Here is a 15,825-nt window from a genome sequence, read left to right as displayed (position 1 = left end):
GGGGGTATAAGATGTTAATCTCATATAGATGGTTAATGGATTATTTTAAAGAAGAGATTCCAGTCAAAGAAGTTATAAATGCTTTAAGAAATCTTGGACTTTATGCTACTATTCAGAAGAGAATAGGAGAAAATTGGGAAAAGATTATAGTTGGAGAGATAAAGTCTATAGAGAGACATCCTAAGTCTGAAAACCTATTAGTTTGCGAGGTAGATACAGGTGAAAAAAATCTCAAGGTCATAACGGGGGCTAAAAATGTTTTCGTAGGAGCAAAGGTACCTGTAGCTTTACCAGGGATAGAAATACTAGGAGAGGTCATAGGGGTAAGAGAATTTGAAGGAGTAAAATCTGAAGGAATGTTATGTTCGGAATACGAATTAGAATTTTCTGAAGATAAAGAAGGGATTATGATTCTTCCAGAAGATTTTAAAGTGGGCACTACCTTTGATAGCCATTTTGGAAAAGGCGATTTTCTCGTAGAAGTTGAAGTTCCATCTAATAGAGGAGATTGTCTAAGTTATTTAGGTATAGCTAGGGAACTTTCAGGATATTTTAATATACCTTTGAATTTTGAGTTTAAAAAAGTACAAGAGAAAAATGATATTAAAATAGAGGATTTTGCAGCTTGCGAAGTACTTGATTTTGATTTATGCCCAAGATTTACTTTAAGGTTTATAAAAGATGTAAAAATTGCTCCATCTCCCTTGTGGCTAAAGTGGAGAATAGAAAGAGTTGGTTTAAGGTCTATAAATAATGTGGTTGATATTACTAACTTTGTAATGCTTGAGACAGGACAGCCCCTTCATGCTTATGATTTTGATCTTTTAAAAGGAGGAAAGTTGATCGTTAGGAGAGCGGAAAATGGAGAGAAGATAGTTTTAATAAATGGAGAAGAAAGGATATTAGATCGTGATGTCCTTGTGATAGCGGACGCAGAGAGAGCAGTAGCTATAGGTGGAATCATGGGAGGAAAGGATACGGAAATAAATGATAATACTAAGGATGTTCTTCTTGAGGCGGCCTATTTCTTGCCTGTAAATATTAGAAGAAGTGCAAGAAAACTTGGTCTTCGCACTGATGCATCATTAAGATTTGAAAGAGGAGTGGATATCCACAGAACATCTGATATTCTTGACTATGCTGCAGAGATGATAAGACTTATTGCAGGAGGAAATATTGCCAAAGATAAAATTGATATTAATAGAGGATTGCCAAGCCTGACTAAGGTATTTTTACGCCCAGAAAGAGTCAATAAGGTTCTTGGGACTACTTTAAAAGAGGATGAGATTATAAATATTCTCTCAAAGATTGGATTTAACATAAAATCCCAAAATCCCCTTTTTGAAGTTGAAATTCCATCTTACAGACAAGATATAAAAGAAGAAATAGATCTTATTGAAGAGGTTGCAAGATTTTATGGATACAATAACATACCATCAATTCCTTTACAAAAAGGACATATTGTAGATCCCCCATTAATGGAAGAGATAATAGAAAGGAAAATAAGGGAAATATTACCAAACTTTGGGTTATATGAAACTATAAATTATAGTTTCATGTCAATTAAAGATTTAGAAAAGGTTGGTATTTTAAGCACAGAGCCATTTAATTCTTTCCTTCAAATTTCTAATCCTTTGAGTGAAGAAAACAGTATATTGAGAACTTCTCTTTTGCCTTCTTTGTTGAATGTTGCTCAAATTAATATCAATAGACAGCAGAGGGATGTTTTTATTTATGAGATTGGTAAAGTCTTTTATAAGAAGGATAATAGCTATTTTGAGGAAAAACACTTAGGAATACTTATGACAGGCGAGTCTTACAAAGATCCCTGGAATATTCCTTATGAGATAAGAAAGGCAGACTTTTATGACCTTAAGGGAATAATCGAGGCCATATTTGAAAAAATATGGGGAAGGGAACCAATTTTCAAAAAAAGTGAGTATAGTTTTATGCACCCTTCTAAACAGGGTTATATTGTGTTTAAAGATGAGATTGTGGGATTTATGGGGGAAGTCAATCCGTGGATAACCCAGAATTTGGACATAAGGGAAAGAGTATATTTTGCAGAAATCAATTTAGATAAGTTGAATTTTGAGAAGCCAAGACCTCAATATAAATCTCTTCCTATATATCCTGGAATTAGGAGGGATCTTGCTTTACTTATTCCTGAAGAAATGCCTGTAGAAAGTGTAGAGAAAGAGATTTTAAAAATCTCAGGAGATCTATTAAAAATGATAAGGATTTTTGACCTCTATCAAGGTGAGAAGGTTGAGAAAGGATATAAGAGTGTAACTTTTTCTCTTTTCTTCCTTGCTGATGATCATACTCTTGAAGATAAAGAGGTAGACGAGATAATAAATAAAATACTAATTGATTTATCTATAAAAGGAGTTTATTTAAGGCAGAAGTAATGGAAAAGGCGTTAAAGATCCTTGAATGGGAAAAGATAATAAGCGAGATAGAGAAAGAAGCTGAGACAGAAGGTGGAAAGGCAAAAATCCGTTCTTTAAAACCTATAACTGATTATTCAATTATAGATAGATGGCACTTATTAAATGAAGAAGCTTTTAAGACTATTTATTCTTTTGGATATCCATCCTTTTCTGGAATTAGGAATATTGAAATATATATTGATAAGGCAGAAAAAGGCGGTATTGTTTATCCTGATGAATTTGAGGAGATAGTAAAAACTTTGGAAGTATGGGGGAAATTAAGAGATTATCAGGAAAAAGTCAGGAAAACAGCTCCCAATTTATGGAAAAATACTCTACATAACCTTCATGATCTCTATATCCAAATAAGAAAATGTGTTCAGGATGGGGCAGTGATAGATTCTGCCTCTCCAGAGCTTAAACAGATAAGACAGAAGAAGGAAAGACTTAATCAAAAGGTAAGGGAAACATTGGAAAATATAATCCAAAAGGAATGGAGAGGCTATTTACAAGACCAAATAATAACCATAAGACATGGGAGATATGTAGTTCCTGTAAGACAAGAATTTAGAGGAAAAATTCAAGGAATTGTACATGATCAGTCTACATCAGGACTTACAGTTTATGTAGAACCTCAAGTTATTGTAGAATTGAATAACCAGATAGCTCTTCTTGAAAGTGAAGAAAAAAGGGAGATAGAGAGAATATTAACTAGGCTTACTTCTGTATTGTTAAGTTATAAAGAGGAGATATTAGAAAACCTGAGAACCTCCTTTGAACTTGATTTTGTCTATGCAAAAGTGAAATGGGCAGAAAAGTATAAGGCTATTACTCCTATCCTTGAGAAAGATAAGCCTATTGTTATCTTAAGAGAGGCAAGACATCCTTTTCTTGGAGATAAAGCAGTTCCTATAACTCTTGAGGTAGGCCGCTATTTCCATACTCTTGTGATCACAGGACCGAATACTGGGGGAAAGACTGTAACCTTGAAAACTATTGGTCTTTTTGTATTGTTAAATCAAGCTGGGATTCCTGTTCCTGCGAAAGAGGGAACTACTCTTGGTATTTTTAATCAGGTATTTGCCGATATAGGGGATGAGCAAAGCATTGAGCAAAATTTAAGTACTTTTTCTTCTCATATGACTAATATAATTTCTTTTATAGATTATTTAGAAAGGACTGGGGATAAAAAAGTACTTGTTCTTATAGATGAATTGGGAGCGGGAACTGATCCTCAAGAAGGTGCTGCTCTTGCTGTGGCTCTTCTGGAATATTTTCATGAGAAAGGAACTATAAATGTCATTGCTACTCATTATCCTCAGCTCAAAGTGATTGCCTCCAAATATCCAGGTATGGAAAATGCCTCTATGGAGTTTGACGAGATCTCTTTAAGACCTCTTTACAAAGTAGCTATGGGAATTCCAGGGAAAAGTAATGCTATATTGATCTCAAAAAGATTGGGTCTTCCCCGAAAGATTCTTGATAGGGCTGTTAGTTTGCTTTCTGAAAACGAGATAAAACTAGAAGAGGTAATAGGAGAACTTCAAAAAGACAGGAGGAAGTATCAAGAAGAGATTGATAAGATTAATAAAGTGAAAAAAGAGTTGCAGGAAGAGAAGAAAAGGATTTTAGAGGAAAGGGAAATTTTAGAGAAAGAAAAGGAAAAATTGAAGACTAAATATAAAGAAGAGCTATTTAAGGATATCTCTAAAATAGAAAATAGGTTAAAAGAGATTATAAGGAGATTACAAGAAGAAAGTTTAAGCATGAAGGACGCACAAAGTTTACAAGAAGAAGTTAAAAAGCTTAAAAAAGAACTTGTTTTAGAAGAAAGAGAAGAACCTAAAGCTTTGAGTTATGTTCCTCAAGTAGGTGATAGGGTAGTATTAAGATCTACAAAAAAGGAAGGATATGTGATCGAGGTAGATGCTGATGAAAAAATTGCTTTAGTACAAGTGGGACTTTTAAAGATAAAAGTTCCATGGACAGAGCTTGCTCCCTCTTTGAAAGAAGAGAGCCAATTGTTTTCCTATGTAAAAGTGGAGAAAATAAATCAAGAGAGCATACCAAGGGAGATAAATATAAGAATGATGACCGTGGATGAAGGATTAGAAGAAGTTAAAAAATATCTTGAGAAGGCTTTTCTTGCAGGGTTAAAAAGGGTGAGAATAGTTCATGGAAAGGGTACTGGGAAATTGAGAAATGCAGTTCATGATTATCTTTCTAAGGTGCCTTATGTGAAAGAGTACTATCTTGCTCCTCCTAACGAAGGAGGGGAGGGTGCAACGGTAGTAATTTTGGATAGCTCAATTTAGATTTATGAAGATAATTTCAAGGTATTTTCTCCAAAATTTTATACCTGTTTTTTTTGTTGGATTGTTACTTTTTACTACAATTTTGCTGGTCTCTCCTCTTTTTATAATAATGGATCTTGTGGTTGCAAGATCTATACCCTTGAAGACTGCTCTTGAGTTATTTATTACCAAAATTCCACCTTATTTAACATATACCTTTCCTATGGCCATATTTCTTGCTGTGGTTTATGTGATAGGTCAGTTTAGTGAACATGGTGAGATAATGGCAATGAAGGCTTCTGGAGCTTCTATCAAATATTTTTTACCAGCCATACTTATGTTTTCTCTTTCTGCCCAATTAATTATGTTTTATGTTAATGAATTTGTAGCGCCAAAAGCTTATGAGAGAGAAAAAATACTAATGAATAAGGCCTACAATAACGTTATTATGCCAAGTAGAGAAAATGTATTTTTTAATGAAAATAATAGTTTTTACTTTTTTAGAAAAGTGGATCCTAAAAATAAGAAATTTGAAGATATTCTTTTAATAGAACTTCTTGAGAAAGGTAATGTCAGATTAATAATCCATGCCGAGAAAGCATTATGGGACGAGTTTAAAGGATGGACTTTTATGAATGGAGAAGTATATTCCTTGAATAAGGAAGGGGAAATGATATTTCAAGGAAAATTTAAGGAATATAAAGTGACTTTAAATAGAGCTCCATATCAGTTAGTACCATCTTCAAAACCGGTTGAAGAGATGAGTATATTTGAAATTGTAGATCAAATTAGGCTTTTAGAGGGAACAGGTTTGAACTTAAATAACTTGAAGACGGAATTTCATATTAGAATTGCTTTGCCTTTTACTTGTCCTATATTTGCAATTCTTGCTCTTGGACTTGGCTTAAACATGGGAAAAGGAGGAAGATCATTAAGTTTTGGACTCAGTGTGATTTCAATTTTTGTATACTACATTATTTTTTCCATAGGAAGATCCTTAGCAAAGGCAGGTATAGTCCCATACTTTTTGGGAGCTTGGCTTGGAAATATAGTTTTTCTTATTATTGGAATTTACCTTCTAAATAAAAAGCGCTAACTAATAGTGATAAGGCTCATTCCTATTTATTTTAAAAGCACGATAGATCTGCTCTAATAAGATTAAAAGGGCAAATTCGTGGGTAAAAGTCATAGGAGATAAGGATAAAAGAAATTTTGAACTTTTTTTAATATTTTCTGAAACTCCGTATATACCTCCAATTACGAAGGTAATTTGTGGATTTAATGTGGTAAGCTTAAAAAGTTTGTTTGAGAATTCTTCAGAAGATAATTTTTCTCCATTTTTGTCTAAGATTATTATAAATTCATTATTCTTTATATTTTTGAGAATAATTTCTTCTTCCTTTAATAAAGCCATTTTCTCGGGAAGTTCTGAGAAACTCGGTAGAAATTCAATTTTTATATTTATAAAAGGCAGGAGTCTTTTCAAATATTCATTGACTCCTGCCTTTATAAATTCGTTTCTCAACTTTCCTACTACAAGAATTTTAAACTGCAATTTTATCCACTCAAATTATCAGGCATTGCTTCTAATTGTATCTTTACTGTATATTCTTTCCCGCTTCTTATATATGTAATGACAACAGTGTCTCCAACTTTTCTCTTTTGGATCTCCGATCTTAGTTCCTCCATACTTTCTACGGGTTTTCCGTCAATCTTTGTGATAATATCTCCTCCTACAATGATTTGAGTACTGTCTACATAGATTATTCTATCTCCGCCCTTCAATCCTGCTTTGTCTGCAGGACTTCCCGGTACTACCTCTGCTATCACCACACCTTTATCTACAGGGAATTTTATATAATCAAGCATATCAGAGGTAATAGCATAGCCTCTTATTCCTAACCATGGATAGGTTATCTTTCCTTCTTTTATTAGTTTATCTGCAATCTGTTTTGCTTTATTAATAGGAATTGCAAATCCAATCCCCTGAGCATCGCTTTTTATAGCTGTATTTATTCCTATAACTTCTCCTTTAATGTTTATTAATGGTCCACCACTGTTTCCAGGATTAATTGCGGCATCAGTTTGAATAAGATTTTCAAGTCTTACACCATTGGGTTCCACAATAGTTCTATTAAGAGCGCTTACAATACCAAGGGTTACCGTTCTATTTAAACCATAAGGGTTTCCAATTGCTATAGCAAATTGTCCAGGTTCTAATTTATCAGAATCCCCTAAAGGAAGGGCAGGTAAATTTTCAGCATCAATCTTTATTACCGCAAGATCTGATCTCTTGTCATATCCAACTACTCTTCCTGAGTATTTCTTCCCTTCTGATAAAGTAACATCAATTTTTCTTGCTCCTTCTACCACGTGGTAATTGGTTAGAATATATCCTTTAGGGTCAATAATGAAACCAGAACCAACTCCTGAAGATGGATATATACCAAAGAAGAAATCTTCAACTAAGGTTATGGTACTTATGTTTACTACTGCAGGCATTGATTTTTTAACTACAGCAACAATATCCTTTTCAAAAGCTCCAAGAGAACTTGGTATATACACTTCTTGGGTTGGAACCACGTTATTTATCTTCGTTTCACTTGATGCAGGGGAATTCTTATTTAATAAATAGTATCCTCCTACACTTCCAATGAAGCCGCCTATTAAGGCTCCCAGTATGAATATGATTAACAGAACCTGCCATACTCCTCTTTCTCTCCTCATGCTTCTCCCTCCTCTAAATATTTACTTATTTCTTCACTTCTTAATTTAGCTGACGTTATTGCTTCCATAATTATTCCAACTATTCCCTCTTTATGCAATGTTTCAAGTCCCATAATAGTTGTTCCTGCTGGAGAGCTTGTCATTTTTACTACTTCTTCAAAAGATAGATTTTTTTCTCTTATATATTCAATTACTCCCTCAAAGAGCTTTAATACCATCTCCTTAGAAATGTCATAAGAAAGTCCTCCTTTAACCCCCGAAAGAGTAAAACCCTGAAGAATGGTAGAAACAAAAGCAGGACCACTTCCTGTTAAGGCAGTGATAGTATCAAAATATTTCTCATCAACAATCCAAACACTTCCTATAGTAGAAAATAGATTTTTTACAAATTCCACTTCTTCCTTATCGTATTTATCAAAAGTTAAAGCAATAGCTCCTTTCTTGACGGTACAAGGTAGATTAGGCATTATTCTTATAATGCATTTAAATTTATTTAAATATCTCTTTATCAAGGATATTTTTACTCCTGCAGCAATAGAAATAATAGTTTTATTTTCATCTATATTGGGGCTGATTTCTTTTAAAACATCTTTAATGTTTTGTGGTTTTACAGCAATAAGGATGTATTTAGCTTTTTTAGCAATAAGCTTATTATCTGAAATAACTTCTACATTGTACTTATCTCTTAGATATTCTCTTCTTTTCTCTATAGGTTCTGAAACTATTATTTCATCATTTTTCAAGAAATTGCTATCAATTATTCCTGAAAGAATGGCTTCTCCCATCATTCCTCCACCAATTATCCCTAGCTTCATAATTTAGATCCTCCTTACTCTCTTATTTGGCCCTCACCTAAAATAACATATTTTGTTGTAGTTAGTTCTTTAAGGCCCATAGGCCCTCTCGCATGTAGTTTTTGGGTAGATATTCCTATTTCAGCTCCTAAACCAAATTCTCCCCCATCAGTAAATCTTGTAGAAGCATTTACATATACTGCTGCAGCATCTACCATTCTTAGGAATTTTAATGCTTTGTAATAGTCTTTAGTTATAATTGCTTCCGAGTGTTTGGTATTATATTTATTGATATGCTCTATTGCTTCATCAATAGATTCTACAATCTTTATTGCAATTATGTAATCTAAATACTCTGTGTACCAGTCTTCTTCTGTGGCTGGTATAGCATCTGTTAGTATCTTTAAAGTTCTTTTGCATCCTCTTATCTCTACGTTGTATTCTCTTAGATCTTTAGCTATTATCGGTAAGAATTCTTCTGCAATATTTTTGTGTATTAGAAGCTTTTCAATAGCATTACATACTGAAGGTCTCTGAACTTTTGCATTTATTATTATTTTTCGTGCCATTTCAAAATCTGCATCCTCTTCCACATAAATGTGATTGTTTCCTGCTCCTGTCTCAATTACAGGAACCTTCGAGATATTCATGACATGTTTGATAAATTTTGCACTTCCACGGGGTATTGCCACATCAATATAGTCCACCATCTGTAAAAGTTCTTCTACCACAGAATGCTCTGGAGACTCAATTATCTGTACTGTATCTGGAGGAACCTTTGTATTTGATAACGCTTCTTTCATGATCTCAGTGATGATGATATTTGAATTTAAAGCATCAGAGCTTCCTCTTAATACAATGGCATTTCCTGATTTAAGAGCAAGAATTGTAGCGTCTACAGTTACATTTGGTCTTGCCTCATAAATTATGGCAATGACCCCAATAGGAACTCTCATTTGTCCCACAAGGATTCCATTGGGCCTTTTTTGCATGGATACTATTTCTCCAACAGGGTCTGGGAGTTTTATGACATCATCTATGCTTTTTATTATATCTCTTAGTCTTTTTTCGTTAAGAAGTATTCTGTCAAGTACTGCCTTACTTAGTCCTTTTTCTTCGCCTCTTTTTAAATCCTTTTCATTTTCCTTTATGATTTTATCTATATTTTTTTCTATGTTGTTTGCTATGGCACGTAATGCTTCATTTTTTTCATTAGTATTTAGGAGAGCAAGGGTATAACTTGAAACTTTGGCTTTTTTGAGTTTTTCTATAAGATTCTCCACTGCCTTTCACCCCTATTCTTCAAAATTTTGACTTTCAAGGATTTTTTGGGCTTCTTCAAATTCTCCTTCTGGGATTATCACATATACAGGTAAGCCTCTCCCCATGTATACAGGGTCTGTATAAGGGAAGCTTGAGGAAAGTATTTGGGGATGAAAACCCTCGGACACCAAAAGGTTATATATGAGTTCTCCTATTATATAGTTAGGAGCTATCTTTAATATTCTGTATCCTTTAGGAGGGGTAAAATCTTTAAACAATTTTTTTTGCGACTGGGATAAATTTTTGTTTTTGGGAAAGCTTCTTATATATAGACTTTATTAGAGGATAACTCAAGACGGTAAAGACTAAACCTATGGAAAGTCCTAGAAGTTGGGTATCAAGTCTGTACCTTTCTCCAATTAAATATCCTATTAGAACTCCTAAAATAAAAGAAATAAGGGGAAATAAATATATTAAAAAAGTAACTTGGTAAAAATCTTTTCTCTCTACTTCTACCATAACAAAATCTCCTATTTTAGCGTTGCACTCGTCAATAACATCGAGTACTAAGTCTTCTTCATTAATCTTACATAGTCCACAACTGTGGCATGCTTCTGATGAACTAAACTTAACTTTTAGTATTATTCCATTTTTTTCAATTACTTGGCCAATTTCTTTCATGATTTATCACCTTACTTTTGGAGCCGGAGGCCGGATTCGAACCGGCGACAAGCCGATTACGAATCGGCTGCTCTGCCACTGAGCTACACCGGCCCCAAGTTTTCAAAGTAATTATAGCTTCAATTAATATCATAAGTCAAATTTTGAAATTGGATTTTCAAGATTAGCCTTAAGAGTGATTTAGAAAAATTGGGTTTATAAATAAAAAAAATGGCGGGGTCGACGGGATTCGAACCCGCGGTCTCCTGCGTGACAGGCAGGTGTGTTAAACCGGGCTACACCACGACCCCGCATTATATATTATACAACACGTTGGTGGGCGGAGCAGGCCTTGAACCTACGACCTCCTGCTTGTAAGGCAGGCGCTTCGCCCTTGTTTTTGACAAGTCAGATTTTACCATAACATCACTTCCATGTCAACTTTAAAAGTTCGCCTGACTCAGAAAAATCTTTTTAAACTTAGAAAGTAAAATCCATCTTAAACTCTTTTCCTAAAACTTTGATTACATCTCCTTCTATAACTGCTTTTTCTCCATTTATCCATATTTCACATTGTTTAAGAAATTCCGCTCTTGTTATTTTTTCTTTGAAGAAGTCAAGTAAAGCACCTATAGGGAATTCAACAATCAAAGAATCTTCATCTCCCAATTCAATGTAAAAATTGACTTTTATTGTAGGTGGATATTTTGAGATTCCATATCCAAAAACTCTCCATATGGAAGAAAAGAAAGAATTTAAACCTTCCTCAGTTATACCCTCATAATTAGAATAACCTAAATCGATTGAAATAATGATGCCCTTAGGTTCAACATATACCACAAAAATATCATAGTCACCTTTATACCTTTCTCCCGGTATAACTAATTTTCTAAATTCTCTTTCTCTTTCTCTTTCTCTAAGATCTTTTCTTATTTCTTTAGGACCCATTTGAGCATAAATAGGAATACTGAAACCCAGTATAAGCATAGCTATTAAAGAAATACACAAAAATTTCTTAGTCACTCTCTTCATTTTATTCCCTCCTTTAGTTCTGTAAATCATTTTTATTCTATTATTTCAATATATTTAGCTTCTATCTCAGGGAGAGTTCTTTTTGCTCCTAAGACCGTAATATAGGAAGTATTCCCTTTAACTACCCCATAGATTCTAATGATATCATCTTCAAGGACACGGGGATTTTTGTTCTCTCCATTTCTAGAAACAAAGATATCATCTTCATAAATAATTTGGTCAAAAACCTTTCTACCTGTTACTTTCATAAGAATGGTAGTACTTCTAAAATTCTCTACAACTTGAAATACTCGACCCTTATACACGACTCTTTCTCCTATGTAATCCTCTATGTTTCTTGCAAGTTTTTTGTAGGGAATGAATTTGCAACTTTTCTTAAATTGAGTTGGAGTTTCTTGTGTAACTTTAGGCGAAGATAATACCGCTAGTTCCTTCCCTTTTTGTTCGGTTGGATTGGTGGTAATACCAAATAATATAAAAAAGACAAACATGGCCAGACCATAAGTTAAGAGCACTCTGCCACGTGTCCTTTTATTCCCCCATCTAATAACTAATTTAGGCTGACTAATCCAACAATAAGCCCTAAAAAGGACAATAAGAAAAGCGCTAAAAATAGGTCCTCTTGTTGGATATTAATATAAAGAAATATGGCAATAAAGATTATAAGAAGGATTTTTCCTAATATTTTTAAAACTTTAAAACCATCAACACGCCTATGAGTTTTAGGAGATTCCTTTCTATACCAATCTCTATCATACATATCCATAAAAATAAACATAGTAAACTTCCTATACCATAACTTTTTCTCGGCCTCCGTCATATTTCTTTTTTAACCGCTCACCCCCACCTTTATCCTCCCCCTTATGATGGGGGAGGAAGATTAGCATAAACCATTTTTCGGTCGCCATTATCTAAATTATGGTTTAATTATACACTACTTGTTAAAAAATCAAGCAAGATTTTTAAGCATAATGGTTTGCGGATAAAAGAAGTCCAGCCAAAATCGAATTTAAGCAAGCACTGTAAGGCACGAACCTTTTATGCTGTGTTATACGCTGTGCCGTGCTTTTTAATCTCTTGATTAAACTTTTAAACTTCATGGTGCATTCTTCCTCATCAAACTGCTAAATAATATTTCAGGCCAGTTGTTATCCTCTAAAAATAGGACATGATTTTCTATGTATTTGTCTTTTTCTGGTGGACTACTTATACCATCTATTAAAGATTGATAGTTAGTCTTTGAAAGTATGAAAGATTCCAGTCTTATATTATTTTTGCCAAGTTTTCGTTCCAATTCTTTGATTTCTTTTGCAAACTGTATCTTCTCGTCATCTAATCCTTTGGTATGTTCTAATCCTTTGGGGTCAATAAAGACAATAGTCTGTTTATTGCCCGCTTTTAGCCACATAATAAAGTCAGGATAAAAACCATGCCACTGAAGTTGAAAACCTAAGCCTATTTTCGGGAAGTTGCGGAGCAAGTAAATTTCACATTCCTTAAATCGCTCCTGATGCGATCTTAAATGTTCTCGCAACCCTTTAACAAACCTTACTTCACTTTCAACAAGCCCAGGTGGAGTTATCTTCTCTATCTTCTTACTTTGAAGAAGGATTGGTACATAGAGGTGCTTGTCAAAATAAACCCGTGGCAGGGTTTCATCTTCATCCTTAAGTAATTTATTTAAATCCCTCACCAGATTTCGTATCTTCTGGATAAGTTCCTTCTCTTTTTTGTCTACTTGCACTTTGTAGATATACTGTCCATCTGAGCTTTCAAAAGCAAATAGAGGCAACTGTTCCCCCACAGTGTAATAGTGTAGATTATCTGTCTCAAATTGTCTGGCATATTTCTTATAAAACATATCTATGTATTTTTTAAGGACCAAAATTGCTATGTCTTCTATTCTCCTCACATCTTCCTGGGTCTTAACAGTTAAAATTTCTGGAAGTGCGGAGATCTTGTATCTATCTGAAATGAGTAAATTCTTAAGCATCTCTTTATCAAAAATTAGATTCCAGTATCCTCTCCCAATCTTAAAATCATAAATCTCGCGGTAAATCCTTTCCCAGTTAAGCAGTTCTATAATGTCTTCAGGTATTCTTTCTCTTTCAGGCTCCACCTTTAATTCCTCTGTCTTTATTCCTGCCTCTTTTCTTTCCTTTGCTAAATACTCAGAAACCTTTGGCAAAAGCTCTAATGTGAAATGAATCGTGCTATCAATCTCTAACGGTAAAACTTTCGCCTCTTCGAATTTCTTGCTTTCATCTTTCCAGGGAATCTGGAGGCTTGCCCACTTATCTTCATGTTGTGGCTTAACAGGTATCTCAATGGTCTCAAGCTCAATCTCTTCCTTACTTATTGCCTCTAAGAACTTGCTCAGATAATCTGCCTTAATTGCAAAAATATTAAGATTTTCCAGAAGTTTAATCTTTTCCTCGCTACTTCTTTTGAGCGTCATCCCTTTGCCCTTTAATCTTACCCCTCGACCAAAAAGCTGAATAATCTGCGGCCCCTGTCCTCTGCCTATATTTAAAAGACCCATAGAGGATACCCGCCAGGTATCCCAGCCCTCAATAAACTTTTTAGAACCAATCAGAATATTAATCTTTGAGCTCTCCCTTTTAATGTCTTCAAAGAGTGAACCTGAAATCGCATCCTCGCTAACCGATATTCCCCTTTTTTCTAACTCTTTTTTAAATCCAGAAACATCGCCAATGTTTATAACGCCGAAGTAATCATTTTCACCTACTTTTAACCCAAGTTCACCTTCGGCATTTTTTAACTCATAAATGCCAAATCCCCCTTTCCCACCAAAAACCTTCCTCTGAAGATCATCAAAATCAACCCCTTTTTTCTTGAGAATTTCAAACTTTCGGCTAAACACATCTTCATCTTTATCGTCCTTTAATCCAGTTTTACCATTTAAAATGTTATCTACCTGTTCTTTTAGCCAGTCTTCTTCCTCTATTGCCTTCTTTATAAATTCCACAATCTGGATAACATCTGACTCTTCTTCTTTACCGGTAACTGTTGTTCCCACAAATATCCATAGTGGTTTTTCAAGGTTGTGCTCTTTTGCCAAGTCTTTGTTTTCTTCATAAACCAGAAGCTGTTGGTAGAAAGATAAAAGGTTTGCAGAAAATATTGTTTCCTGGAATCTCTGCTCAGAAATCTTTGCCTGCTTCACATTCAAAACAGAAAAGTCTTTGCCATAGCCATCCAGATAAAAGTATTTGTAGGAATAATCAAAAATAATGGATTTGGCATATTCTTTAAGAATATCGGGCTGGTTTTCACTTAAAATCTGCCCAAAAGTTGCACTGTATTCAAAGGTAAAGCCATCTTTAGCAAGTTCATTCCTTAATCTTGCCCATTTTTGTTCTTCTGACCTCCTGCCTTTATGTCCTTCATCTACAAATACAAGATTTTTACCTTCAAAAGTATCAATGGGTAGGGTTACACCTCCTCCCTTTTTCTCTTCAACAAATTTTGTCATCTCAATGACAAGAATTTCTCTTTCGCTTTTCAAACCACCATTTAGACTCCCTCCATAGAGCAGGCAGGGGATTCCACTCTTCTGTAATTCCTCAAAATGCTGTTTGGATAAACCTTCATTTGGGGTAATAAAAAGAATGTTATCCGGTGAGAATAATCGGTAATGGAAGAATTGATAATAGTTAATATGAGCAATTAATGTTTTTCCTGAACCAGTTGCCATCCAGAAGGCAAGCTTTTTCAAGTCATCCTCAGAGAAGTTATCAAGGAGGGTGATTTCCTCCTTCTGTCTATATTTACCAAGAAAATCGTTAAGCTCATACAGGAATTCCTGCTTTCTGTTTTTTAAGTTGTCAAGGAAAATCTCCGTGAAAAGGACAGCTAAATATTGAAAGTATTTAAGAGTAACCTTAGGCTCTCTCTTCTCATTTATTTTCTTGACATAATTTGAGATATTTTCGTCATATCTTAAAAGATCATCATGAGGGATTTTCAAATTATCCAGGCTCCTCAGTTTATTGACAAAATAACTTCTGCCATCACTATCATAGCCCGGACTTGTATTCTCTAACTCCTTTTTTAAGTCTTTAAACTCCTCCACGCCGAAAAGCGAGAGAAAATATTTGTTTAAGACGAGATATTTTTCAAGTTTCATCTTTTAGTTTCCCAAATCTTCAATTAATTCCGGAATTTTTGATTTTATTGTCTCCCAAACAATTTCATATTTGATCCCAAAATAAAAATGAATAAGTTTGTCTCTAAAACCTACCATTATTTTCCATCGCCTGTATTATATCTTTTAGATAGATTTCTACATTTCTTTTGTTCATAAATAGATTGCCTCATTAAAAATTTTATCTCTGATTTCAGATTTTACCGTATCATAAGGGACAATATCAACCTTTTTAATGCCAAGTTTTTCTTCAAGGAAGATAGCAAGCCCTACAAACTCAAAAAGAGTAGCCCCATCATAAAATTTCACGAGTAAATCAAGGTCACTTCCCCTTTTTTGCTCTCCACGCACATAAGAACCAAATATTCCCACTATTTCTGCCTTATAATCCCTTTTTATCTTATCTTTTAAGCTTTCAATAGTTTTTATTATATTCTGCAATTTTTTGTTCATTC

The 15,825-nt window shown here is 34.2% G+C and carries 14 protein-coding genes and 2 tRNA genes; 3 read left to right on the top strand and 13 right to left on the bottom strand.

The window, feature by feature from the left end:
- Positions 1 to 11: 11 nt before the first annotated feature.
- Genes pheT through DTUR_RS06770 form a run of 3 tightly spaced genes read left to right on the top strand, consistent with a single transcriptional unit; the run spans position 12 to position 5,822 of the window.
- Positions 12 to 2,411 carry a phenylalanine--tRNA ligase subunit beta gene (pheT, locus tag DTUR_RS06780; protein WP_012583665.1) on the top strand — a complete coding sequence of 800 codons (2,400 nt, stop codon included), beginning with the start codon at positions 12 to 14 and terminating at the stop codon, positions 2,409 to 2,411.
- On the top strand, positions 2,411 to 4,747 hold the full coding sequence (locus DTUR_RS06775; RefSeq protein ID WP_012583664.1) for an endonuclease MutS2: 2,337 nt from the start codon (positions 2,411 to 2,413) through the stop codon (positions 4,745 to 4,747). The genes pheT and DTUR_RS06775 overlap by 1 nt, the downstream gene beginning before the upstream one ends.
- Positions 4,748 to 4,751: 4 nt before the next feature.
- Complete coding sequence (locus tag DTUR_RS06770; protein WP_012583663.1) at positions 4,752 to 5,822, top strand: LptF/LptG family permease; 1,071 nt, start codon at positions 4,752 to 4,754, stop codon at positions 5,820 to 5,822.
- Here the strand turns inward: DTUR_RS06770 and DTUR_RS06765 are convergent, their stop codons facing one another.
- The 13 genes from DTUR_RS06765 to DTUR_RS06700 all read right to left on the bottom strand — a co-directional run bounded on the left by DTUR_RS06765 (position 5,823) and on the right by DTUR_RS06700 (position 15,823).
- Positions 5,823 to 6,281 (bottom strand): 23S rRNA (pseudouridine(1915)-N(3))-methyltransferase RlmH, encoded by a 459-nt coding sequence (locus DTUR_RS06765; protein ID WP_012583662.1) that lies wholly within the window; start codon positions 6,279 to 6,281, stop codon positions 5,823 to 5,825. It abuts the gene before it with no gap.
- A 2-nt stretch (positions 6,282 to 6,283) separates the two neighbouring features.
- The gene (locus tag DTUR_RS06760) at positions 6,284 to 7,453 is read right to left on the bottom strand and encodes a S1C family serine protease (protein WP_012583661.1); all 1,170 of its coding nucleotides are present in this window, start codon (positions 7,451 to 7,453) and stop codon (positions 6,284 to 6,286) included.
- Positions 7,450 to 8,268: a pyrroline-5-carboxylate reductase gene (proC, locus tag DTUR_RS06755; protein ID WP_012583660.1), complete on the bottom strand. Its 819-nt coding sequence runs from the start codon at positions 8,266 to 8,268 to the stop codon at positions 7,450 to 7,452. The genes DTUR_RS06760 and proC overlap by 4 nt, the downstream gene beginning before the upstream one ends.
- A 14-nt stretch (positions 8,269 to 8,282) precedes the next feature.
- Positions 8,283 to 9,530, bottom strand: a complete 1,248-nt coding sequence (locus DTUR_RS06750; RefSeq protein WP_012583659.1) for a glutamate-5-semialdehyde dehydrogenase — start codon at positions 9,528 to 9,530, stop codon at positions 8,283 to 8,285.
- Between the two features lie 250 nt (positions 9,531 to 9,780).
- A complete protein-coding gene (locus DTUR_RS06740) occupies positions 9,781 to 10,191 on the bottom strand; it encodes a SoxR reducing system RseC family protein (protein WP_012583657.1) in 411 nt (136 codons plus the stop codon).
- Positions 10,192 to 10,209: 18 nt separating this feature from the next.
- A tRNA-Thr gene (locus DTUR_RS06735) sits at positions 10,210 to 10,284 on the bottom strand.
- A gap of 118 nt (positions 10,285 to 10,402) precedes the next feature.
- Positions 10,403 to 10,481, bottom strand: a tRNA-Asp gene (locus DTUR_RS06730).
- Positions 10,482 to 10,650: 169 nt separating this feature from the next.
- A complete protein-coding gene (locus DTUR_RS06725) occupies positions 10,651 to 11,202 on the bottom strand; it encodes a hypothetical protein (protein ID WP_164931022.1) in 552 nt (183 codons plus the stop codon).
- A gap of 32 nt (positions 11,203 to 11,234) precedes the next feature.
- A complete protein-coding gene (locus DTUR_RS06720) occupies positions 11,235 to 11,507 on the bottom strand; it encodes a hypothetical protein (protein ID WP_164931021.1) in 273 nt (90 codons plus the stop codon).
- 245 nt (positions 11,508 to 11,752) lie between these two features.
- A complete protein-coding gene (locus DTUR_RS06715; RefSeq protein WP_164931020.1) occupies positions 11,753 to 11,980 on the bottom strand; it encodes a hypothetical protein in 228 nt (75 codons plus the stop codon).
- A 318-nt stretch (positions 11,981 to 12,298) separates the two neighbouring features.
- The gene (locus DTUR_RS06710; RefSeq protein ID WP_012583655.1) at positions 12,299 to 15,352 is read right to left on the bottom strand and encodes a DEAD/DEAH box helicase family protein; all 3,054 of its coding nucleotides are present in this window, start codon (positions 15,350 to 15,352) and stop codon (positions 12,299 to 12,301) included.
- 3 nt (positions 15,353 to 15,355) lie between these two features.
- Positions 15,356 to 15,469, bottom strand: coding sequence for a HepT-like ribonuclease domain-containing protein (locus DTUR_RS06705; protein WP_164931019.1), 114 nt, complete (start codon positions 15,467 to 15,469; stop codon positions 15,356 to 15,358).
- A 54-nt stretch (positions 15,470 to 15,523) separates the two neighbouring features.
- Positions 15,524 to 15,823, bottom strand: a complete 300-nt coding sequence (locus tag DTUR_RS06700; protein ID WP_012583654.1) for a nucleotidyltransferase family protein — start codon at positions 15,821 to 15,823, stop codon at positions 15,524 to 15,526.
- Positions 15,824 to 15,825 lie beyond the last annotated feature (2 nt).

It is taken from the genome of Dictyoglomus turgidum DSM 6724, assembly GCF_000021645.1.
In the GTDB taxonomy this organism is placed as follows: domain Bacteria; phylum Dictyoglomota; class Dictyoglomia; order Dictyoglomales; family Dictyoglomaceae; genus Dictyoglomus; species Dictyoglomus turgidum.
The sequence above is the reverse complement of the archived record's forward strand: the minus strand, read 5'-3'. Positions and strand labels throughout refer to the sequence as shown.